The sequence below is a fragment of the Planomonospora alba genome, assembly GCF_039534085.1.
Lineage (GTDB): Bacteria > Actinomycetota > Actinomycetes > Streptosporangiales > Streptosporangiaceae > Planomonospora_B > Planomonospora_B alba.
In genome coordinates this window covers 21,162-42,683 of record NZ_BAAAUT010000057.1, presented here as the reverse complement: position 1 = coordinate 42,683, position 21,522 = coordinate 21,162, and the positions used below count along the sequence as shown (strand labels likewise).

The window sequence follows — 21,522 nt, the reverse complement described above, 5'->3', positions numbered from 1 at the left end:
GCCCCGGGGGGGCCCGCGGTCCGTGCGGGGCGGGTGCCCGGCTCCGCCCGGTGTCCCGCGGCCGGCCCGGGACGGCCCTCCGCGGTACGGCGCGCCGGCGCGGGCGCCTCACCGCTCACCCCGGCCAGCAGGACGTCCGCCTGCTCGGCGGTGAGGCGATGCGCGGGATCGCGCCGGAGCAGCCCGGCGAGGACCTCCCGCATCGCGGGGTGCACCCGGCCGAGGTCGACCTCCTCGCTCAGGAGCGCCCCGAGCGTGGCCATCGCGTCGCGGCGCTCGAACGGCCCCCGCCCGTCCGTCAGCATGGCGTACAGCGTGGCGCCGAGCGACCACAGGTCGGACCACGGGCCGGCCTCCCCGCCCACGGCGCGCTCGGGCGGCAGGAAGCTGGGCGAGCCGGTGACCATGCCGGTCTGGGTGAGGGAGGCGTCGCCCTCCACGGTGGCGATGCCGAAGTCGGTGAGCACGGCCCGGCCGTCCGGGGCGAGCAGGATGTTGCTCGGCTTGACGTCGCGGTGCATGATCCCGGCCCGGTGGGCGGCCTGCAGCGCCGCCAGCACCTGGCGGCCGATGGCGGCGACCTGGCGCACCGGCAGCACGCCGACCTCGTCCAGCCCGCGGGCCCGCACCAGCTCCATGATGATCCAGGGGCGGCCGTCCTCCTCGGCCACGTCGTAGACCGCCACGATGCCGTGGTGGTTGAGCCGGGCGGCGGTCCTGGCCTCGCGCGAGGTCCGGGCCAGCTGGCGCTCCTGCTCCGTCGGCGGCAGGTGGGGCGGGAGCAGCACCTCCTTGACCGCGACCGGGCGGTCGAGGACCGTGTCGTGCCCCTCCCACACCACGCCCATGCCGCCCCGGCCGAGCTCGCGCACCAGCCTGTAACGTCCGGCGATCATCCGTTCCCCGTGCGGATATGCCATTACGAAATCTCCCCGTTGCCAAACCGACGGCGGCAAGTTTCCCACAGGTGCCGGTCGCCGGGTGGGGCGTCTTGCCACGAGGATCCGAATGTTGTTCTACTTGCCCGGAGGAGAACCGCGGCCGGCCGGGCAGCCGCTCGGCGGCGCCGGATCCGGCCGCGTTCCGGGGACGCACCCGAGGAGACGCCGATGGAGCAGATGAGCAGGCAGGGCCCGCTGGCCGGAGTCCGCGTACTGGAACTGGCCGGTCTGGCTCCGGGCCCGTTCGCCGGGATGATGCTGGCCGACCACGGCGCCGAGGTGCTGCGGATCGACCGGGTCTCGGCCGTGGCCGCCGCCGGGGACGGGCCCCGCCGCGACGTGATGGACCGGGGCAAGCGCACGATCGGCCTGGACCTGAAGTCCCCCGACGGGATCGCCGCGTTCAAGGGGCTCGCCGCGCACGCGGACGTCGTCATCGAGGTCTTCCGCCCCGGGGTCGCCGAGCGCCTGGGCATCGGCCCGGACGACCTGCACGCCGTCAACCCGCGCCTGGTCTACGGGCGGATGACCGGCTGGGGCCAGGACGGCCCGCTGGCTCCGACCGCCGGGCACGACATCGACTACATCGCGGTCTCCGGCGTCCTGTCGATGCTCGGCCGCGCGGGCGACAAGCCCACGCCGCCGATCAACATCCTCGGCGACTTCGCGGGCGGCGGCCTGATGCTGGCCTACGGCGTGCTGCTCGCCCTGATCGAGCGGGAGCGGACCGGGCGGGGCCGGGTGATCGACGCCGCCATGGTCGACGGGGCGGCGACGCTGTTCGCGATGTTCTACCACGGCGTACAGTCCGGCTTCTGGGGCCCGCGCGGCACCAACCTGCTCGACACCGGCTCGCCCGTGTACGACACCTACGAGACGGCCGACGGCAAGTACCTGGCGGTGGGCGCGCTGGAGCCGCAGTTCTGGGCGCAGCTGGTCGCGCTCATGGGCCTGACCGACCTGCCCGACCGCGAGGACCGGGCCAACTGGCCGGTCCTGCGTGAGCGGCTGGCCGAGGCGTTCCGGTCTCGGACCCGCGCTGAGTGGGAGGCGGTCTTCGACGGCACGGACGCGTGCGTGTCCCCCGTGCTGGAGATGTCCGAGGCCCCCGAGCACCCGCACAACCGGGCGCGCGGCACGTTCGTCGAGGTCGGCGGAGTGCGGCAGCCCGCCCCGGCGCCCCGGCTGCTGGGCGTGCCCGAGCAGGACCTCTCCCCCGCCACCCGGCTGGCGGACCTGTCCTCCTGGGGCCTGCCGGACGAGACCGCCGCGAAGCTGCGCGAGGCCGGGGTGCTGGCCTGAGCGGCCCGCCGGCTCCTCCGCCGGGAGCAGCGGCCGCTCCTGCCCGGCGCGCCCCGAGCGCCCCCTGGACGTCTTCGGAACGAGGGCGGCACACCTGAGCACAGGTGTGCCGCCCTTCGTCGTAGGACTTGATTGAGATGTAGTACATCTACTACATTCATCCGCATGAGTACTGCGGTAAGCGTGCGCGGGCTGCGGATGTCGTACGGCGCGGCCGAGGTGTTGCGAGGGGTGGAGCTGGAGATCCGGCGCGGGGAGATCTTCACCCTGCTCGGTCCCAACGGGGCGGGCAAGACCACCACGATCGAGATCCTGGAGGGGTTCAGGAAGCGGTCGGCCGGCGAGGTCGGCGTCCTCGGCACCGACCCGGAGAAGGGCGGCGACGCCTGGCGGGCCAAGCTGGGGATCGTCCTGCAGAACTGGCGCGACCACAACAAGTGGGGCGTGCGGGAGCTCCTCGTCCACCTCGGCGAGTTCTACGACGACCCGCGCGACCCGGACGAGCTGCTGACCGCCGTCGGCCTGGCCGGGCAGGCCGGGCAGCAGGTGGGCCGCCTCTCCGGTGGCCAGCGCCGCCGGCTGGACGTGGCGCTGGGCATCGTGGGCCGGCCCGAGCTGCTCTTCCTGGACGAGCCGACCACCGGCTTCGATCCGGAGGCGCGCCAGGAGTTCCACCGGCTGCTCACCCGGCTCGCCGCCGAGGACGGCATGACGGTGCTGCTGACCACCCACGACCTGGTCGAGGCCGAGAAGCTGGCGCACCGGACCGCGATCCTGGTCGGCGGGCGGATCGCCGTCTGCGGGACCCCCGCGGAGCTGGCGCAGGCCGTGCAGGCGCCCTCGCAGGTGCGTTGGCAGGAGGACGGGCGCGAGCAGGTCCTGGCCACGGACGACCCTTCGCGGGCCGCGTGGGACCTGCACAAGCGGTTCGACGGGCCGGTACCCGGACTGGAGATCCGGCGGCCGTCGCTGGAGGAGAGCTACCTGGAGCTGATCGGGAGGGCGGCATGAACGCGAAGGCGCTGCGCATCGGGATCAAGCGGGGCTGGGCGGAGCACGCGCAGCTGCTGCGCGACCGCAGGGAGCTGATCACCAACCTGGTCGGCACGGTGGGGATGTTCGCGCTGCTGCTGCTGTGGATCGGCGACGGGAAGGTGGAGGAGACGGGCGTCTCGCTCGGCATGTTCATGACGGTCGGGTTCCTGGCCTTCACCGTCTTCTCCAACGCGCTGCTGACACTGCCGATGGCGCTGGCCACCGACCGGGAGGAGGGGACCCTGCTGCGGCTGCGGACCGTCCCCGGAGGGATCACCGCCTACCTCGTCGGCCGGGCCGTCACCCTGCTCTGCCAGATCGCCGTGCAGAGCGTCCTGATCGTGGCCACCGGCGTGCTCGTGGGCGGCACCCCGCTGCCGCACGACTGGCCGACGCTGCTGTGGGTCCTGCTGCTGGGCACGGTCGCCGTCGTCCCGCTGGGCGCCGCGATCGGCTGCCTGCTGCCGAACCCGAAGACCGCGGGCACGGTCCTGGCCCTGCCGATGATGGGCCTGATGGTCACCTCCGGGGTCATGTTCCCGGTGACCGTCATGCCCGAGGTGGTCCAGTGGATCGCCCAGGCGTTCCCGCTCTACTGGCAGGGGCTCGGCCTGCGCGCGGCCTTCCTGCCCGACACGATGCTCGCCGCGGAGATCGGCGGGAGCTGGCGCCTGCCGTACGCGGCGGCGGTGCTGGCGGCCTGGGCGGTGGCCGGCATGCTGCTCGCACCCGTGCTGATCCGCCGGGTGACCCGGCGGGAGTCGGGCTCGCGGCTGGCCGAGCGGCAGCTCGCCGCGCAGACCTCCTGACCCGCGGGAGGGCGCCGCCATGAGCACGGAAGAGGTCCACAACCGCATCCCGATGCTGCGGGCCGAGCGCGGCATCTCGCGCAAGGAGCTCGCGGCCGCGCTCGGGGTGCACTACCAGACGATCGGCTACCTGGAGCGGGGCGAGTACAGCCCGAGCCTGTACCTCGCCCTGCGCATCGCCGAGTACTTCGAGGTCCCGCTGGAAGTGGTGTTCTCGTTGAAGCCGTTCCCGCGGCTGGGGAGTGAGACGAAGTGACGGACGACCGCAGGCCCTCCTGGCGGATCAGCCAGGCCGAGGCCGTGCAGATGGACATCCTGCCGGGCTGGTACGCCACGCGGGCCCGGCGCCGCAGGCTCGCCGCGCTCGGCGCCGTCGCCGTGGCGCTCCTGTGGGTGGACGTGGTCCCGGCCTGGACCGCGGAGCGGGACGACACGCCGTGGCCGTTCTTCGCCCTGCTCGGGATCTCGACGGTGCTGGCCCTGCCGACCATCTCGCTGCTCAACGTCGCCACCCGGGGCGTCACCGCGCTGGCCGAGAAGCAGCTGGACGAACGGCAGGTGGCCGAGCGGCTCCGCGCCACCGCCCTGGCCCACCGCGTGATGCACGGCGTGCTGGCCTCGCTCGCCGTCGCGCTGCTCACCGCCGGTGTTCTCGTCCCTGACGAGATCGACGTGCCGGCCTCCGCCGCCCTCATGACGCTGATCGCGCTTTTCATGACGAACATGATGGCGCCGCTGCTCATCTCGGCCTGGCGGCTGCCCGACCCGCCGCCGGACGACGAAGACGAGGACTCCCGGACGGTGCCCGGTGCGGCTCAGCGCGTCGGCGGGAAGACCGCCACATAGAGGCCCACGCCCTCGGGGTGGTGGATCTCCAGGTCGGTGCTGAGGGCCCGGGGCGGGATTCCGCCGGACTCGGTCCGACCTGCGGGAGGGCGCCGCCACGAGCACGGAAGAGGTCCACGACCGCATCCCGATGCTGCGGGCCGAGCGCGGCATCTCGCGCAAGGAGCCCGTGGCCGCGCTCGGGGTGCACTACCAGACGATCGGCTACCTGGAGCGGGGCGAGTACGGCCCGAGCCTGCACCTCGCCCTGCGCATCGCCGAGTACTTCGAGGTCCCGCTGGAAGCGGTGTTCTCGTTGAAACCGTTCCCGCGGCTGTGGAGTGAGACGAAATGACGGAGGCGTACGTGATGGAGACGACGGAGAGCGAGCGGCGGAAGGCCGAGCGGGAGCGGCAGCGGGTCGAGCGGGAACGCCGCCGGATGGAGGAGGCCGAGCGCTGGTACCGGTCCTCCCGGTTCCGGCACCGCCGGGCGCGCCGGGCGCTGGTCGGTGTGGGCGCCGCCGCGATGTCACTGTTCTGGATCGCCGCGGTCGTCTGCTGGCTCCTCGCCCCCAGCGACCTCGCCATGTGGACCACGTTCGCCCTGGCGGGCGTCGGCGTCGCGGTCTACGCGCCGGTCATGTTCGTGCTCTCCGCGGCCACCCAGGGAATGATCAACCTCGGAGGCGCGCTCCTGGACGAACGCCAGCGGGCCGAGCGGGACAAGGTCTACGCCCTGGCCCACCGGGGCACCATGTGGGTGATCATCGCGACCGGGATCATGCTGGGCATCCCGACGAGGTCGGCACAGGTCGTCGCCGCCCCGGCCGCCGCGCTCATCCTCCTGGCGGTCGCCCTCCTGCTGACCCACCTGGCCCTGCCGCACCTCATCGCCGGCTGGCGGGTGCCCGACCCGCTCCCCGACGACGAGGACTGACCCCGCGCCCTTCACGGCCGTCCCGCCGCGCGGCGGGACGGCCGCGGCGCCCCGGTCGGCGGGCACGCTCCGGTCGTCGGGCCCATCGGCCGGAGCGCTCCGGCCGGCGAGCCGGTGGGCCCGACCGGCCCTCCGGCCGGTGCGCCGGTCAGCGCATCGGCGGGAAGACCGCCACGTAGAGGTCCACGCCCTCGGGGTGGTGGATCTCCAGGTCGGTGCTGAAGGCCCGGGGCGGGGTTCCGCCGGACTCGGTGTGCTTCCACATCCGCTGCCAGCACTCCACCAGCGCGCCCGGCATGCTCCCCCGGGCCTCCAGTCTCAGCGCCGGGACGGCGGGCACCCGGACGGCGACCATGCCCTCGGGCAGCGCGGCGGCGGTGCGCACGGCCACCCCGACGACCTGGGTGTAGAACCCGTGGTGGTCGCTCTCGTAGTCGGTCAGCACCGCGTACAGGCTCTCGTCGACCCGCCCCGGGACGTGCGCGAAGGCCCCCGGCACACCCGCCCGCTGCCACAGCGCCGGCAGCTTCGCCCGCGCCGGGTCCATCTCGTCGGCGTTGCACGTCCGCACGGCGTAGCCGACGACCAGGACCTCCGGCCGGTCAACGATGTTCACAGCTCCTCCTCACGGCCACCCCGACAAACACGCAAACCGGATCTTAGTGGCCGCCACCGACCATCGACCCCCATGGCCCGCATGGGAGCGGGAAAGGACTCCGCTCCGAACCGCGCGGCCGGGCGCTGACGCCGCGGCCCGCGCGGGAGCGGGGAGGGAACACCGTGCCCCCGTCGATTAAGCTGGACTCAGTGAAGTTCCTCAACGACATGGCCCCGGCCCACGACCTGACCTACAGCGACGTGTTCATGGTCCCGTCGCGCTCCTCGGTCGGCTCCCGGCTCGACGTCGACCTGTCCACCTCCGACGGCACCGGCACCACGATCCCCGTCGTGGTCGCCAACATGACGGCGGTCGCCGGACGCCGCATGGCCGAGACCGTCGCCCGGCGCGGCGGCATCGCGGTGATCCCCCAGGACATCCCGATCGACGTGGTCGCCGACGTCGTCGCCTGGGTCAAGAAACGCGACCTGGTCCACGACACCCCGCTCACGCTGAGCCCGCACGACACCGTCGGCAAGGCGCTCACCCTGCTGCCCAAGCGGGCCCACGGCGCGGTCATCGTCGTCGACGGGGACGGGCGCCCGATCGGCGTGGTCACCGAGGCCGACTGCCACGGCGTGGACATGTACACCCAACTGGACCAGGTCATGTCCGACCACCTGCTCGCCCTGCCCGCCGGGCTCGACCCGCGCGAGGCGTTCGACCGGCTGCACGACGGACGCCACCGGCTCGCCCCGGTCGTCGACGGCGACGGGCGCCTGGTGGGCATCCTGACCCGGACCGGCGCGCTGCGGGCCACCCTCTACCGGCCCGCCCTCGACGCCGCCGGGCGGCTGCGGATCGCCGCCGCCGTCGGCATCAACGGGGACGTGGCGGCCAAGGCCGCGGAGCTGCTCGAGGCCGGGATCGACTGCCTGGTCGTGGACACCGCGCACGGCCACCAGGAGAAGATGATCAACGCGCTCCGGGCGGTCCGCGCGCTCGGCCCGAGCGTGCCGGTCGCCGCGGGCAACGTCGTGACCGCCGCCGGCGTGCGCGACCTGGTCGAGGCCGGCGCGGACATCGTCAAGGTCGGCGTCGGGCCGGGCGCCATGTGCACCACCCGGATGATGACCGGCGTCGGCCGCCCGCAGTTCTCCGCCGTCCTGGAGTGCGCCGCCGAGGCCCGCCGCCTCGGCCGCCACGTCTGGGCCGACGGCGGCGTCCGCCACCCGCGGGACGTCGCGCTGGCGCTGGCCGCCGGGGCGTCCAACGTGATGATCGGCTCCTGGTTCGCGGGCACCTACGAGTCCCCGGGAGACGTCCGCACCGGCGCCGACGGCCGCCGATACAAGGAGAACTACGGCATGGCCTCGGCCCGCGCCGTCAAACTCCGCACCGCCGAGGACTCCCCCTTCGACCGGGCCCGCAAGGAGCTGTTCGAGGAGGGCATCTCCACCTCCCGGATGTACCTCGACCCGCACCGGCCCGGCGTCGAGGACCAGATCGACGCCATCGTGGCGGGCCTGCGCTCCTCCTGCACCTACGCCGGGGCGACCACCCTGGAGGAGTTCCACGAGCGCGCGGTGGTCGGCGTGCAGGGCTCGTCCGGCTACAGCGAGGGCATGCCGCTCCACCAGAGCTGGTGACGTCCGGCCCGCGCCGCGCCGGTCCTTGAGGACCGGCGCGGGCGCGCGTCCTGGGGAACCGGCGCGGGCGCGCCTCTCCGGGGACCGGTACGGATGCACGGATGCGCGTCCTCGGAGACCGGCGCGGGCGCGGGGCCGCAGGAGATCCGGGCGGGCGCGCATCGTCCCGCCCGTCATGGGTAGCCGCACTTCGAGCCACACCGACTCGGAAAGGCGGCAGGACATGACACAGTTGCACACGGGCGTCGGATCGCCGGTCGTCGTCGACCGCCGGACGCTGGTCGGCTACGACAACTACGAGGCCGCGCAGCGGACCGTGGACGCGCTCTCGGACGCCGGGTTCCCCGTGGAGCACGTCGCGATCGTCGGCAGCGACCTGCGGCTGGAGGAGACCATCACCGGCCGGATGACCAACGGGCGGGCCGCGCTCCTCGGCGCGGGCAACGGCCTGTTCTTCGGCCTCCTGGTGGGGGCCTTCCTCGGCCTGTTCACCTCGACGACGCTCTCGTTCTTCATGCTGGTGCTCTGGGCGGGCCTGTGGGGCGCCGTCATGGGCGCCGCGTTCGGGTTCCTCAACCACTACTACACGCGCGGCAAGCGCGACTTCTCCTCGCGCAGCTCCATCGTCGCGGGCCGCTACGACGTGCTGGTGGCCGCCTCGCACGCCGACCACGCCCGCGCCGTCCTGGACGGCGTCGCGCGCCCGGCCGACACCGTGGTCGTCGACCCGCCGCCCTCGGCGGGCGTGTACGACCCGGGCGCGCAGCGCCCGATCGCCCCGGAGCAGCGGCGCCCCGAGCGGTGACCGCCTCCGGCACCCGATCTCCTGCGGCACCCCCGGACGACGACCGCTCCCGGAGGGTTCCCGCGGTCCCACGCCGGGTTCCGGCGGCCTCACGCCGGCTCTCCCGCGCCCCCGCAGCGGTCCGCAGACCACCCACCCGTCGCCTGCCCGCAGGCGGCGGGTGGTTCTTTTTCCCACCCGGTACGGCTTCCGCCACCCCGGCCGAGGTCACGTGTAGCGATCATGCTCGCGCGGTGCGTAGTCTTCTCCCACCGCCCCCCGGTTCCCTCCACTGTCACGGCGGTGTCCCCTGCCTTACGACAACGACGAGGAGCTGTCGTGTCCGACGCGACATCAGAAGTACGCATACGCGCCCTGGAGCTCGGGGTCGCCGAACTGCGGGTGGAGGCCCACGAGCACCGGGCGACCACCGCCGCGATCTTCGAGGTCCTCAAGGACCTCCGCACGGAGGTGTCCGGTCTCCGCACCGACGTGTCCGAGATCCGCACGGAGATGACCGACCTCCGCACGGAGATGACCGACCTCCGCACGGAGATGACCGACCTCCGCACGGAGGTGAAGACCGAGATCGCCGAACTCCGCGCGGAGGTGAAGACCGAGATCGCCGAACTCCGCGCGGAGATGCACGCCGAGATCTCCGGCCTCCGCACCGAGGTGTCCGAAATCCGCGAGGACCTCGGCACCGTCAAGCGCTCCGTCGGCAACCTCGAGCTCTCGATGAAGCGCGTCGAGGGCGACGTGGCCGAGCTCAAGGCCGGTCACATGGAGCTGCGCAACCTGGTCGCGGGACTGATCCGGTAACCGGCCGGACCGTTCCGGGACGATCGGCAGGCCGTCGGGACCCTTCCGTCACGAGCACGGAGGCGGCCTGCCCTTCACCACCGAGGAGCCGTCATCGGCGTCGGCCTTCCCAGAACGATCGGCCGACCCTGTGAGGACATCCCAGGCGGCTTCCGCTCCTCACCTCTACCGAGGACGCGCCCAGGAAGCACATCGCACCGCCCGGCTGGTGCATCGGCGTTCCGAGCGATCCGCTTCCACGACCTCCGGCACTCGTGCGCCTCACTCCTACTGGACCAGGAGCCCCTTCCAACCTGACGGCGCTGGTCAGCGCAGGCGCAAGAAGGCTGGGCCGAGGTGGGATGAGGCCCCGGTGAGACAGCAGTCGGCCGGGATCCGACGCCCCGACCGGGAGCCTCGTTGCTGCCTTACCGTGCTGCTGGTCCCGGTGACGAACTGGGCGAGGTAGACGCCGCCTTTGCCTGTCGAGGATCGCCGGCTCGCCCACCGGGCCGTCGGATGGAAGCCGAGCGTCACACGCGGGCGGGATCGACCGGGCCGCGACGTGGCTGAGGGGGCGGGCGCGTGCCGTACCCGGCATGTCTGTCGTCATCATGACCCGTCGGACGCGTGCAGGATGAAGGCCAGCACATCGGCGAGCAGTGCCTGCTCCTGGTCTCGGGTCGAACCGGTGCCGTGGCCGCCGTGCTCCTCGACACGCAGCAGCACCGGCCGGCCGGAGGCTGTGGCCGCCTGCAGACGGGCGGCCAGCTTCGCCGGCTGCCACGGCGGCACCCGCGCGTCGCGCAGGCCGGTGGTCAGCAGCACCGCCGGGTACGGCACTCCGTCGCGAACCCGCAGGTAGGCGTCGATGATCAGCAGGGCGCGCAGGCCCTCCTCGGTGGTGACGCTGCCGAACTCGGGCACGTTGACCGGCCCGCTCTCGGTGAACTCGTTGCGCGTGGCGTTCACCGTCGGCACGTGCATCGCCATGGCCGCCCACAGATCGGGGCGGCGCACCAGCGCGCCGCCGGTGGGGATGCCGCCGGCGCTGGCGCCCTCGGCGGCCAGCCGCCCCGGGCGGGTGTAGCCGAGGGCGATGAGATGCTCGGCGCAGTCGATGAAGTCCGTGATGGTGGCCTCCTTGCGCTCGCCGCGCCCGGCCTCGTGCCATGCGCGGCCGTAGGTGCCGCCGCCGCGCAGGTGCGCGACGGCGTAGACGCCGCCGCGCTCGTACCAGGCGAGCATCTCGGGACGGAACTCCGGCAGGTCGATGAACCCGTGGGAGCCGTAGCCGGTGAGCACGGCCGGGTTGTCGCCGTCCAGCTCCAGATCCTTGTGGTGGATGACGGTGAGCGGGATCAGCGTTCCGTCCTGCGCGGGCGCGTGCAGGGTGCGGGCGTGCACGTCGCCGAAGTCCACCGGTGAGCGGGGCGCCAGCCCGGTGTCCTGGAGACAGTGGCCGTCGTAGCGATGCAGCCGTGGCGCGTCGGTCCAGCCGGCCACCAGGAGCAGGGCTTCGGGCCGCGCCGGGTGGGTGGTCCACTCCAGGATGGCGCCGTCCACCGGCATCGGGAGGTCGGCCACCTCGCCGCCGGACGGGGGCACGTGCCGCATCCGGCTGACTCCCCCGTCGAGATCGCGCACCAGCAGCCGGTCGCCCACCACCCGCACCGACTCCACCACCCGCTCACCCGCGGGCACGACCACCCGGGCTCGGGACAGATCGGGTGCGGCAAGCGGAACGGCCAGCACGCGGGAGCGCGGCGCGTCCCGGTGGGAGACCAGGTAGAGGGTGTCGTGGCTGGTGGCGAAGGCGGTCACGCCGTCGGCTGCGCCCGCGACCTTCCGCCACGGGCAGGTGGCCGGGTCGGCCAGCCCGGCGCGCGGCGCCACGTATATCGTGCAGTCGCTCAGCTGCTCGCTGGTCCAGGGCCAGGGGCTGAGCGCGCCGTGGGAGACGATCGCCAGCATCCACTCGCCGTGTGGCGGCACCACCAGGAAGGGCCGGTCGCGCGGGGTCAGCTCGATGTGGGGGTTGAGGCCGCGGGCCAGCACCGCCGTGTCCCGCGCCGGGTCGGCGCCCAGGTGGTGCAGGAGGGAGCGGCTGTCCAAGCGGTGCTGCTCTGCGTAGCGGTGGTAGACGAACGACCGGCTGTCTTCCAGCCAGCTCAGGAAGGCGAAACGCGTCGCGGGCGGGATCGTCTCCCGCAGGGCTCCGGAGTCGGCGTCGATCACGTGGATGGAGCCGTCCTCCGACCCGGAGGCGGAGACGGCGCAGGCGACGTGGCGGCCGTCGGGGGAGGGCACGTACCAGTCGATGGCGCGGTGCCCGCCGCCGGGCACCGTGCCGGGGTCGAACAGGACCCTGCTCGCTCCGCCGGCCTCGGTCACCGTCAGCACCGGCACGCGGGCGTCCGGCTCGCGTACCAGGGCGAAGACCTTGTCGGCTGCCATCGCGAGGCCGAAGTAGCGCGTGAGCGCACCGCCCAGCTCGCGGATCCGGGTCAGCAGGCCGGCGCGGTGCGGCAGGGCGTCCAGGTGCTCGCGGGCGTGCCTGGCCTGGCCGTCCAGCCAGTGCTGGAACTCCCCGCCTTCGGTTTCCATCCACCGGTAGGGGTCCTCGAGCGTGATGCCGTGGAGGGTATCGCGCACGACGTCCACCCGGGCGATCGGGGGTTCGGTGATGTCGCTCATATGTGGATGATCACATGTGGGAGATCCAGCGACTTGTCGGACATTGGATCACGCGTCCCTCCGCCGGGCTCGACTGACCGCCATGCCGGGTGCCGTCGACGAAGGCGACACCAGTCGCCGGACAGATCCTGAGCCGCCGAATCAGCTTCCCGCTTCCCACTCGGCTCGCGCCGTCGACGGTTCGACGGCAGGCCGCCCCGTCACACGTTCAGGAACGTACTCGTAGACCCGTGGAGCGCCTGAGCCGGGCAGCCGGGCGATGGAGGGCACGGTGTTCTCCGGCCGGATGAGCAGGTCGCGGGCTGTCCGATCGGCCCGCCAGGAGAGGGAAACGCTCACTCCAGCGCCTCATCGTCAGAGGCGGGTATCACCTCGATGCGATATGGACTCACGATGCGCGGACCTTCGACAACCCGTGTTTGAGGATCTGCTCCTCCACCGTGGTCGCCAGCCCTTCCGCATCATGCATCCTGCGCGCCAGCCAAGCCAGCCAGCGCTTAGTGCTCTCCCACCCCTGAGGGGCTTCCGCCCTCGACCACCCGGAAGCGATCCTTGACACCGACTCGATGCTTTCGTTGGCGAGTTCACCCTTCCCGGCCGCGGCTGGAACAAGAACGCTGTCCTCCAGTTCCGACACGGCACTCGGAAGGCGTCCGCACTGGACTTCCACAGCGTAATCCCGATACCGCTGGACGATGTGCTCCAACGTCGGAACTTCTCGAAGGGAAAGCGAACTCTGAGCCTCCAGACGATGCGCGGCATCCCTGAACTCATCTCCATGGAGATCGACCGGGATCCCCTCCGGCACCCCCTCCGTCGTTTTAAGCCCCTGACTCAAGGTGAGCGAAACCACCGGGAAATCCCGAGTCAGCGCATGCACGTGCACGTGCGGATGATATGAGGTGTCCCAGGTGGACCGGTCCAGCGTGATCCCTTGAAGTATGGGACCGATGCGGCGAATCAATCGGAGCGGCCTCCGCACCGTGAACCCAGGAAAGACAGAAGACCAGTCCGAGGTTATCCTCCGAGCCGCAGGGGCACTGAGCCTCACGGATCCACCGGAGTCATCGAACGCGATTCTTGCACATGGGCCATCATTTCACCTCATGGCGACTTCGATGTTCCCGGTGGATTTACCATGGGTTACGGAGATAAGCCATCCTCGCCGACGGGCCGCATACGCCAGGATGAGCGCTTCGCGCCCGTGACCGCTGTGGCGTTTCTCGCAGGAACCCGGTCCTCCGGACCGCCGACGACGGATCGCGCGAGGTCAGGCCGACTCGCGCACGACCAGTTCGGTGGGGAGGACGACCGGGTCGGCTGAGCCGCCGGAGGACAGGCCGAGCAGGAGCCGCACCATCGCGGTGGCCTGCTCGACGACGGGCTGGCGGACCGTGGTCAGGGGCGGCTCGGTGTAGCGGGCCGCCTCGATGTCGTCGAAGCCCACCACCGCCACGTCGTCCGGCACCCTGCGCCCGGCCTGGCGAAGCGCCTGGAGGGCGCCGATCGCCATCAGGTCGTTGGCGACGAAGACCGCGTCGAGCGCGGGGTCGTCCTCCAGGAGCTGCCGCATCGCCACCGCCCCGGACTCGCGGGTGAAGTCGCCGATCGCCACGATCGAACGGCGGTCGGAGCCCTGCATGACGTTCCGGTAGCCGGCCAGGCGGTCCTGCCCGCCGATCATGTCCTGGGGGCCGGCAACGGTGGCGATCCGGCGGCGGCCGGTCGCGATCAGGTGCCGTACGGCCGTCTCCGCGCCGCCCACGTTGTCGTTGTCGACGAAGGGCAGGTCCACCGGGACGGCGGGCCTGCCGTACGAGACGACGGGCACGCGCATGCGGGTGATCGCGGCGGGCAGCGGGTCGGCGCCGTGCATGGAGATGAGCATCACCCCGTCCACGTGGCCGCCGGCGATGTAACGCTCCACCCGGGCGTGGCTGCGGGCCGACCCGGCCAGCATCAGCACGACCTGCTTGTCGGCCTCCTCCAGCTCCGCGCTGGCCGTACGGATGACCGTGGAGAACATCGGGTCGTCGGAGAAGACCCGGGTGGGCGACTCCGAGACGATCAGGGCGATGGAGTCGGTGCGCTGGTTGACGAGGGTGCGCGCCGCCGCGTTGGGCACGTAGCCGAGCTCCTCGACGGCCCGCAGCACCGCCTCCCGGATGGCCGGGGCGACGGTCGGCTGCCCGTTGACCACCCGGGACACGGTGGCCCGGGAGACTCCCGCACGGGCGGCGACCGCCTCCAGGGTGGGGCGCTTCATTCACGGCCTCCGGCTCGACGCTGCGATCGGCATGACGATAGCCCATCCCGGGCCCGCGGGGGTGCCGCCGGACGGGCCGGGGCCCGCGCGGGCCCGTGGGGCTGCGCGGCGCCGGGCCCCGCGACCCGTTCCGGTCGCGGGGCCCGGCACGGCCGGGGTCAGCCCTTGACGCTGCCCGCCAGCAGGCCGCGGACGAAGTACCGCTGCATCGACAGGAAGACGATGAGCGGGACGACGAGCGAGACGAACGCCCCGGCGGTCAGGCGCTGCCACTCGTTGCCGCGGGTGCCGGCCATCTGCGCCAGCCGTACGGTCATCGGGGCGCTGTCGGGGGTGCCCCCGGCGAAGATCAGCGCCACCAGCAGGTCGTTCCAGACCCACAGGAACTGGAAGATGCCGAAGGTGGCCAGCGCCGGCGCGACCAGCGGGAGGATCAGCCTGCGGAAGATGACGCCGTGGGTGGCGCCGTCGACCCGGGCCGCCTCGACCAGTTCGCCCGGCAGCTCCGACATGAAGTTGTGCAGCAGGAAGACGCCGAGCGGCAGGGCGAAGCAGGTGTGCGCGAACCACACCTGCGCGAAGCGGGCGGGTCCCTCCAGCTCCCAGGCGGGCAGCAGCTGCGCGCCGAAGACCGACACGCCCTCGGAGAAGAACGACAGCAGCGGGACCAGCGCCATCTGCAGCGGGACCACCTGCAGCGCGAAGATGCCGATGTAGACCCAGTTGCGCCCGCGGAACGGCACCCAGGCCAGCGCGTACGCCGCGAAGGCGGCGAAGGCCAGCGGGAACAGCACCGACGGGATCGTGATGACGATCGAGTTGATCAGGAAGCTGGCCATCCGGCCGGAGGACGAGGAGGTGCTGAACAGCACCTCCTGGTAGTTCTCCAGGGTGAGCTGCGGGTCGGAGAAGAACGTCCACCAGCCGGTGGTCTTGATCTGGTCCTCCGGCCGCAGCGAGGACAGGAACAGGCCGAAGGTCGGGGTGGTCCACAGCACCGCGATGACGATCGCCGCGGCGCTGGCGGCCCTGCCGCTCAGCCGCTTCCTGACGCGGTGGGCGGTTCCCCGGGCGTCGGACCGTACCGCCGTCACGGCGGGTGAGACGGTGGTCATCGGGCGGCCTCCCGCTGCTGGCGGATCTGGTAGACGACGATGGGGGTGACCAGGACGAACAGGAACACGGCCAGCGCCGCGCCCTTGCCCGTCTCGCCGTACCGGAACGCCTGGTTGTACATCTCGTTGGCGATGACGCTGGTGTCGAACTGGCCGCCGGTCATGGTCCGGACGATGTCGAACAGCTTGAGCGTGCCGATCGACTGGGTGACCAGCACCACGAGTACGGCGGAGCGGATGCTCGGCAGCGTCACCCGGAAGAACATCTGGACCGGGGAGGCGCCGTCGAGCCTGGCCGCCTCGACGATCTCGGCGGGGATGCCCTTGATGGCCGCCGAGAGCACCACGGTGGCGAACCCGGCCTGGATCCACACCATGACGACGATGAGGAAGAGCGTGTTGAGCGGCGGCTCCAGCAGCCACTGCTGGGGCGTGCCGCCGAAGGCCACCACGATCTGGTTGAGCAGGCCGATCTGGTCGCTCTCCTCGGGCCGGTAGGCGTAGACGAACTTCCAGATGATGCCGGCGCCCACGAAGGAGATGGCCATCGGCAGGAAGACCAGCGACTTGGCGAGGGACTCGAAGCGGCTGCGGTCGACCAGGACCGCGTAGAGCAGGCCGACCGCGGTCACCACGACGGGGACCAGGGCGACCCAGATGAGCGTGTTGCGGAGCACCGTCACCGCTTCGGGCTGGGTGAACATCCAGATGTAGTTGTCGAGCCCCACCCAGGAGGCTCCGTCACCGCTCATGAACGACAGCAGGGTGGTGCGCACCGCCGGCACGATCAGGCCGATCGTGAGCAGCAGGAGCGCCGGGGCGAGCAGGATGGTCACGACCGGCCACGGCCGCCGCCGCATCGGCACGCGGTCCAGCAGGAGCAGCAGGAGGGCGACCACGGCGCAGAACGCGACCACGCCGAGCAGCAACTGCAGGAGTTTCGGCTGCTCCGCGGCGAAGTCGAAGTCCAGGTTCATCGAGGGAACTCCCGGAAGGGATGGGGCCGTTTGCGGAGGCGTCCGGCTCCGGGGAGGGAGGGACCCCGCCGGGAGCCGGACGCCGCAGGTGCCGTCGGACTAGGACTTGGGCCAGGAGGACTCGATGAAGTCGAGCACCGCCTTGGTGTCCTTGCCGTTGATCCAGTCGGTCATGCCCTTCCAGAAGGTGCCGGCGCCGACCGCGGCCGGCATCAGGTCGGAGCCGTCGAAGCGGAAGACCGTGTTCGGGTCCTGGAGCATCTGGATGGAGAGCTTGTCGATCGGGTTCTGCGCGTTGTTGATGTCGACGCCCTTGTTGGCCGACACGTACGTGGCCAGCTTCATCCGGGCGTTGGCGAAGTCACCGGTGGCCAGGTAGGCCTGGAACGCCTGGACCTCCGGGCGGTCGGCGAAGGCCGCGACGAACTCGCCGGCACCCAGCACCGGCTTCTTGGCCGGGTCGTTGCCGGGCAGGTAGAAGGCGAAGACGTCGCCGTCCTCGGCCACCGTGGTGCCCTCGGGCCAGAAGTTGGCGTAGAAGGAGGCCTGGCGGTGCAGCGCGCACTTGCCCTCGGTGATCGGCACGCCGCCCTCCTGGAAGGCGGTGCTGGCGATGCTCTTGACGGGGCCGTAGCCGCCGTTGACGAACTTGTCGTTCTTCAGGATCGCGCCGACCTTGTCCACCGCGGCGAGGACCTTGGGGTCGTTGAAGGGGATCTTGTGGGCGACCCAGTCGTCGTAGCCCTCGGGGCCGAGCTCGCGCAGCAGGATGTCCTCGATCCAGTCGGTGGCCGGCCAGCCGGTGGCGTCACCGGACTCGATGCCGGCGCACCACGGTTTGATGCCGCTGCCCGCGATCGTCTCGCTGAGGGTCATGAGCTCGTCCCACGTCTGCGGGACCTTCCAGCCCTTCTCGGCGAACATCTTCGGCGAGTACCACACGAAGGACTTCACGCTGGCGCCCAGCGGAGCGCCGTAGAAGGTTCCGTCGACGGTGCTGTACTTCAGCCAGTCGGGCGTCCAGTTCTGCTCGGCCAGCTGCTTGACCTTGTCGGGGGCCGCCTTGAGCTTGCCCGCCTTGGCGAAGCGCTCCAGCAGGCCGGGCTGCGGGAAGAAGGCGAGGTCCGGCGGGTTGCCGCCGTCGGCGCGGACCTGGATCTGCGCCTCGAACTCGCCGGTGCCCTCATAGTTGATCTTCATCCCGGTGCACTTCTCGAACTGTGCCCAGGTCTGCTGGAACAGGTCGGCCTCGGTGTCCCGGATCGGGGAGTAGACCGAGACCTTCTTGCCGTCGTGCTTGCCGTACTGCTCGTACGGAGCGCACTCGGCGGACGCGCTGGCGCCGCCGTCCGCCGAGGGTGTGGGCTCGGAAGACCCGCAGCCGGTGGCGACCAGCGCCAGACCCGCGGTGCCCGCCACCAGGGCGAGGCGCGCGGGCCGAGAGAGGAGCGACATGGACCCTTCCTCCATTACTTTGCCGGACCGGCCCCGGCTGACGGGGCCGGCTGACCACCTCGCGGCATCCGCGTGAGGCGCCGCGCGAACGGCGCCCGCCTGGGTGGCCGGGTGACTCCAACCGATGTGAGAGCGCTCTCCGAAGCTTCCTCGGCCAACAGCGTGATGTCAATCACTGTGATGTTATGGTTACGCATTTGAGAAATTCACCCCATCAGGGGTCATCAGCACCGGAATTCCGCATGAGAGCGCTCTCCGACAGCGGGGTGGACGCTCCCGGAAAACGAACGGGCGGGGACCATGCGGTCCCCGCCCGGTGCCGGTGCGAGTGTACGCGGGGGCGCGGCGCCCCCACCAATCCGGCGTGCGGATCAGCTCGAGGAGAAGGTGAACCAGTTGAGGTTGACGTACTCCGCGGGCTGGCCGCTGCTGAAGGTGATGTAGACGGTGTGGGTGCCGGTCACCCCGGAGATGTTCGCCGCGATCGTCCGCCAGCTCTGCCAGCCGCCGGTGTTCGCCACCGCGAAGTCGCCGATCGGCGCCGCCGTGGGGCTGTCGAGGCGGACCTGGACGAGCCCGCTGATCCCCGGCTCCGCGCCGGAGGCCACCCTGGCCTTGAACTGCCGCGCCGCCTCGGAACCGAAGCGCACGTCGTCGTAGCGGAGCCAGTCGCCGTCGGCGATGTAGCCGACGTTCCTACCGCCCCCCGTGTCGGTGGTGTCCTCCAGGACCGTGCCCGACTGCGCCTGGTAGTCCTCCGCCTGGATGGTGGAGCGGGCGTCGACCCCGCCGGCCGTCGGCGTGACCGTGGGCTTCGGCGTGGAGGTCGGGGTGGCGGTGGGCTCGGGGGTCGGGCTCGCCGTCGGACTCACCGTGGGGCTCGCCGTCGGACTCGCCGTGGGGCGCGGGCCGGAGCCGTTGCCCGGCTCGGTGCCGCTGCCCGCCGGCCCCCTCCAGGCCATCGCCCGGGCCGGCACGGCGAGCGTCTGCCCGTCGGAGAAGCGGACCGTGACGGCGCTGCCGGAGACGTTGTAGGCGACGTAGGTCCTGCCCGCCGAGCCGCTCAGCACCGCGTAGGTCGGCACGTTCGCGGTGACCGAGTGGTCGGGGGTGCCCCAGGCGTTCAGCGCGGTGATCCAGTGATTGGCGTGGGCGCGGGAGTCTCCGTCCTCGGGAGCGGGTTCGGCACCCTGCCAGAGCGACTGCGCCGCCGCCGGGTCGGCCATGGCCAGGAACTGCCAGATGATGTCGCGCCACTCGCTCTCCTGGCCGCCGTTGGAGGCCCGCAGCTCGCTGATGTTCTGCTTGATGTCGGCCTTCCAGGCGCCGTTGTAGAGCGAGCCGCCGGTGATCGGCAGCATGTTGATGCCGTGGATCTCCTCGGCGTTCGCCGTCCACCAGGTGGAGTAGCTGGCGCCGGCGCCCCAGACCATGCCGGCCGTGTCGTGGCCGTACGAGGAGGGGAAGACGGCCCCGTCGACGTCGAACCAGTACTGGCCGATGGCCTCGCGCTCGGTGGTGTACAGGTAGATGCCCGCGTCGCGCAGGGCGGTGTCCCCGGTCGCCTGGCCGAACAGGATCGCCGCGGTGTTGAACATCATCGACTCCGACGACGACTCCTGGTTGTTGCCGTGGCCGAAGCCCGCGTGCCCCGAGGCCCAGGCGTGCCCGGCGTAGGGGTCGAAGTTGCGCAGGAACGGGAAGCGCTCGTCGGAGCGGTCGTAGTTGGCCGCGTCCTTGACCAGGAGCTTCAGCATGCCGCCGTACTGGGAGTCGGAGACCCAGGCCGGGTCGTGCTGGGCGACCATCGCGCCGGCCAGCACGTAGTAGCCGTAGTGGAAGTGGTGGTCGTTGAGCTCGGAGTCGGTGCCGTAGCCCGCCGGGTAGCCGATCAGCGTCTTCCAGGTGGAGTCGTAGGCGAAGAGCCTGCCGGTCTCCCCCGAGCCGGCGGTGAGCCAGTCGGCCAGCCTGCTCTTGACCAGGCCGATGGCCTTGTCCCGGCCGGCGGTGTGGCCGATCTGGTTGGCGACCGGGATGAGCGCCGCGATCCGCCACAGGGCCTTGCCCGTCCAGTAGGTGTCGACGGCGCCTTTGTAGGGGTCGGCGGCGTTCAGCTCGGCGTCGATGGCGGCCCGGAGCTTGGCCTTGTCCGCGCCCGGCGCGAGCGGCAGCGCGGGCAGCACGCCGTTGAACTCCGCGCTCGTGGTGAACGACGCGCCCTCGCGCAGCCGCATCTCGCCGCGGGGCGAGACGTAGCGGTGCTCCGTCACCGCGTCGGAGGAGTTGCGCCACTGGTGGCGGTAGAGCGCTTGCAGGGTGCCGGTCTGGCTGCCCTGCTTGGCGGTGGTGGAGGCGGTGTAGGTGGCCCGCACGCGGGCGCTCGCCGCGTCGTAGCTCCAGCTCACCTTGGTGTCGGTGACGAAGGAGTAGGCGTACTTGGTGAAGAGTGGGAGCGCTCCCCGAGAGGGCAGGACGGCCACCGAGAAGAAGGCGGCGGGGGCGCTCGCGGAGGCCGTGCCGGTCAGCGACCAGTTCTTCCCGGAAGGGGCGAACAGAGCGTAGTCGCGCCCGTTGACCGTCACGCCGAGCACGTTGCCGTCGTTGCGCCAGACGCTGGCCGAGCCGGTGAACTCCACCAGCGCGTTCCCGCCCGCGACCTCGGCGTAGACGTACGGCGAGCCGTGCGCGATCGTGGTCCGCAGCGTGCGCGTCCCGTCGCTCCAGCGCGGGGTGACGTTCCAGTCGCCCCAGCCGTCGACCTCGGTCTTCGGCGCGTTCAGCCCGGAGACGCCCACGTTGAGGTCGCTGGTGTGGACGTACTCGTACATCCGCCCGTCGGAGCTGATGTTCGGCTTGTTCGGATAGCCGACGCTGATGCCCTTGGCGTTCGCGTGGAACGACAGCGGGTGGGCGTACATGTTCTCGGAGTACGGGTTGCCCGCGTAGCGCTGGAAGACCAGCGAGGACCACCAGTCGTTGGTCGGCACCGCGCGGCCGGCCATCCGGCTGGTGACCTTGGGGGTGACGGCGGCGCCGTCGGAGTCGGAGGGGCCGGCCGTACCGGCGGGGCGGGTGGCCGCGTAGCCTCCCGCGCCGACCGTCACCGCGGCCGCCGGGCCCGCCAGGGCGACCGGGGTGACCACGGCGGTCGCCAGGACCGCCGCCGCGGCGACTACTTTGCGTAAGGGGGATGGGAAGCCCATGGATACCTCCTCGGTACCGGGCTGCCGGCGCCATGGGTCGGCCGCCGGGGTGAGCATTGGATCAGAGAGCGCTCTCTGACGGAGGACCGTAGCCTCCGGTGAACCTTCCGTCAACAAGTCCGTAAC

The 21,522-nt window shown here is 71.7% G+C and carries 19 protein-coding genes; 10 read left to right on the top strand and 9 right to left on the bottom strand.

Annotation, left to right across the window (positions count from 1 at the left end):
• Window positions 1-896 (bottom strand): serine/threonine-protein kinase (locus ABD823_RS27730; protein WP_344864657.1); only part of this gene is annotated, 896 nt, incomplete at its 3' end.
• A gap of 213 nt (window positions 897-1,109) precedes the next feature.
• On the opposite strand from ABD823_RS27730, the gene ABD823_RS27725 reads away from it, so the two are divergent.
• From ABD823_RS27725 to ABD823_RS27695, 7 genes are all read left to right on the top strand, one after another.
• Window positions 1,110-2,243, top strand: coding sequence for a CaiB/BaiF CoA transferase family protein (locus ABD823_RS27725; RefSeq protein ID WP_344864655.1), 1,134 nt, complete (start codon window positions 1,110-1,112; stop codon window positions 2,241-2,243).
• Window positions 2,244-2,408: 165 nt separating this feature from the next.
• The gene (locus ABD823_RS27720; RefSeq protein ID WP_344864653.1) at window positions 2,409-3,254 is read left to right on the top strand and encodes an ABC transporter ATP-binding protein; all 846 of its coding nucleotides are present in this window, start codon (window positions 2,409-2,411) and stop codon (window positions 3,252-3,254) included.
• Complete coding sequence (locus ABD823_RS27715) at window positions 3,251-4,087, top strand: ABC transporter permease (RefSeq protein ID WP_344864651.1); 837 nt, start codon at window positions 3,251-3,253, stop codon at window positions 4,085-4,087. Before ABD823_RS27720 ends, ABD823_RS27715 begins: the two co-directional genes overlap by 4 nt.
• Before the next feature lie 19 nt (window positions 4,088-4,106).
• Window positions 4,107-4,343 carry a helix-turn-helix transcriptional regulator gene (locus tag ABD823_RS27710; protein ID WP_344864649.1) on the top strand — a complete coding sequence of 79 codons (237 nt, stop codon included), beginning with the start codon at window positions 4,107-4,109 and terminating at the stop codon, window positions 4,341-4,343.
• Complete coding sequence (locus tag ABD823_RS27705; RefSeq protein ID WP_344864647.1) at window positions 4,340-4,933, top strand: hypothetical protein; 594 nt, start codon at window positions 4,340-4,342, stop codon at window positions 4,931-4,933. Before ABD823_RS27710 ends, ABD823_RS27705 begins: the two co-directional genes overlap by 4 nt.
• 130 nt (window positions 4,934-5,063) lie before the next feature.
• Complete coding sequence (locus tag ABD823_RS27700; protein WP_344864645.1) at window positions 5,064-5,267, top strand: helix-turn-helix transcriptional regulator; 204 nt, start codon at window positions 5,064-5,066, stop codon at window positions 5,265-5,267.
• A complete protein-coding gene (locus ABD823_RS27695) occupies window positions 5,264-5,851 on the top strand; it encodes a hypothetical protein (protein WP_344864643.1) in 588 nt (195 codons plus the stop codon). The genes ABD823_RS27700 and ABD823_RS27695 overlap by 4 nt, the downstream gene beginning before the upstream one ends.
• A gap of 148 nt (window positions 5,852-5,999) precedes the next feature.
• Here the strand turns inward: ABD823_RS27695 and ABD823_RS27690 are convergent, their stop codons facing one another.
• Entirely contained in the window at window positions 6,000-6,467 is a 468-nt protein-coding gene (locus tag ABD823_RS27690) for a GyrI-like domain-containing protein (protein ID WP_344864641.1), read from the bottom strand.
• Between the two features lie 191 nt (window positions 6,468-6,658).
• Between ABD823_RS27690 and ABD823_RS27685 the strand changes: the two genes are divergently transcribed.
• From ABD823_RS27685 to ABD823_RS27675, 3 genes are all read left to right on the top strand, one after another.
• Window positions 6,659-8,098 (top strand): GuaB1 family IMP dehydrogenase-related protein, encoded by a 1,440-nt coding sequence (locus ABD823_RS27685; protein ID WP_344864639.1) that lies wholly within the window; start codon window positions 6,659-6,661, stop codon window positions 8,096-8,098.
• Window positions 8,099-8,321: 223 nt separating this feature from the next.
• Complete coding sequence (locus ABD823_RS27680) at window positions 8,322-8,903, top strand: general stress protein (protein ID WP_344864637.1); 582 nt, start codon at window positions 8,322-8,324, stop codon at window positions 8,901-8,903.
• Window positions 8,904-9,221: 318 nt separating this feature from the next.
• Window positions 9,222-9,704, top strand: coding sequence for a hypothetical protein (locus ABD823_RS27675; RefSeq protein ID WP_344864635.1), 483 nt, complete (start codon window positions 9,222-9,224; stop codon window positions 9,702-9,704).
• Window positions 9,705-10,295: 591 nt separating this feature from the next.
• On the opposite strand, the gene ABD823_RS27670 is transcribed toward ABD823_RS27675, so the two are convergent.
• The 7 genes from ABD823_RS27670 to ABD823_RS27640 form a co-directional block, all read right to left on the bottom strand.
• A complete protein-coding gene (locus ABD823_RS27670) occupies window positions 10,296-12,380 on the bottom strand; it encodes a prolyl oligopeptidase family serine peptidase (RefSeq protein ID WP_344864633.1) in 2,085 nt (694 codons plus the stop codon).
• Between the two features lie 388 nt (window positions 12,381-12,768).
• On the bottom strand, window positions 12,769-13,266 hold the full coding sequence (locus tag ABD823_RS27665; RefSeq protein ID WP_344864631.1) for a hypothetical protein: 498 nt from the start codon (window positions 13,264-13,266) through the stop codon (window positions 12,769-12,771).
• Between the two features lie 384 nt (window positions 13,267-13,650).
• Entirely contained in the window at window positions 13,651-14,646 is a 996-nt protein-coding gene (locus ABD823_RS27660) for a LacI family DNA-binding transcriptional regulator (RefSeq protein WP_344864630.1), read from the bottom strand.
• A 158-nt stretch (window positions 14,647-14,804) separates the two neighbouring features.
• Window positions 14,805-15,761 (bottom strand): carbohydrate ABC transporter permease, encoded by a 957-nt coding sequence (locus ABD823_RS27655; protein ID WP_344864628.1) that lies wholly within the window; start codon window positions 15,759-15,761, stop codon window positions 14,805-14,807.
• A complete protein-coding gene (locus ABD823_RS27650; protein ID WP_344864659.1) occupies window positions 15,758-16,732 on the bottom strand; it encodes a carbohydrate ABC transporter permease in 975 nt (324 codons plus the stop codon). Before ABD823_RS27650 ends, ABD823_RS27655 begins: the two co-directional genes overlap by 4 nt.
• A gap of 105 nt (window positions 16,733-16,837) precedes the next feature.
• A complete protein-coding gene (locus ABD823_RS27645) occupies window positions 16,838-18,193 on the bottom strand; it encodes an ABC transporter substrate-binding protein (RefSeq protein ID WP_344864626.1) in 1,356 nt (451 codons plus the stop codon).
• A 371-nt stretch (window positions 18,194-18,564) separates the two neighbouring features.
• Window positions 18,565-21,396 carry a glycosyl hydrolase gene (locus tag ABD823_RS27640; RefSeq protein ID WP_344864624.1) on the bottom strand — a complete coding sequence of 944 codons (2,832 nt, stop codon included), beginning with the start codon at window positions 21,394-21,396 and terminating at the stop codon, window positions 18,565-18,567.
• Between the last annotated feature and the right edge of the window lie 126 nt (window positions 21,397-21,522).

Bases quoted from the DNA above. Each gene is read 5' to 3' on its own strand.
- ABD823_RS27645 (WP_344864626.1), bottom strand. From the start codon at position 18,193: ATGTCGCTCCTCTCTCGGCCCGCGCGCCTCGCCCTGGTGGCGGGCACC.
- ABD823_RS27720 (WP_344864653.1), top strand. From the start codon at position 2,409: ATGAGTACTGCGGTAAGCGTGCGCGGGCTGCGGATGTCGTACGGCGCG.
- ABD823_RS27655 (WP_344864628.1), bottom strand. From the start codon at position 15,761: ATGACCACCGTCTCACCCGCCGTGACGGCGGTACGGTCCGACGCCCGG.
- ABD823_RS27700 (WP_344864645.1), top strand. From the start codon at position 5,064: ATGCTGCGGGCCGAGCGCGGCATCTCGCGCAAGGAGCCCGTGGCCGCG.
- ABD823_RS27725 (WP_344864655.1), top strand. From the start codon at position 1,110: ATGGAGCAGATGAGCAGGCAGGGCCCGCTGGCCGGAGTCCGCGTACTG.
- ABD823_RS27660 (WP_344864630.1), bottom strand. From the start codon at position 14,646: ATGAAGCGCCCCACCCTGGAGGCGGTCGCCGCCCGTGCGGGAGTCTCC.
- ABD823_RS27670 (WP_344864633.1), bottom strand. From the start codon at position 12,380: ATGAGCGACATCACCGAACCCCCGATCGCCCGGGTGGACGTCGTGCGC.
- ABD823_RS27640 (WP_344864624.1), bottom strand. From the start codon at position 21,396: ATGGGCTTCCCATCCCCCTTACGCAAAGTAGTCGCCGCGGCGGCGGTC.
- ABD823_RS27715 (WP_344864651.1), top strand. From the start codon at position 3,251: ATGAACGCGAAGGCGCTGCGCATCGGGATCAAGCGGGGCTGGGCGGAG.
- ABD823_RS27695 (WP_344864643.1), top strand. From the start codon at position 5,264: ATGACGGAGGCGTACGTGATGGAGACGACGGAGAGCGAGCGGCGGAAG.
- ABD823_RS27710 (WP_344864649.1), top strand. From the start codon at position 4,107: ATGAGCACGGAAGAGGTCCACAACCGCATCCCGATGCTGCGGGCCGAG.
- ABD823_RS27680 (WP_344864637.1), top strand. From the start codon at position 8,322: ATGACACAGTTGCACACGGGCGTCGGATCGCCGGTCGTCGTCGACCGC.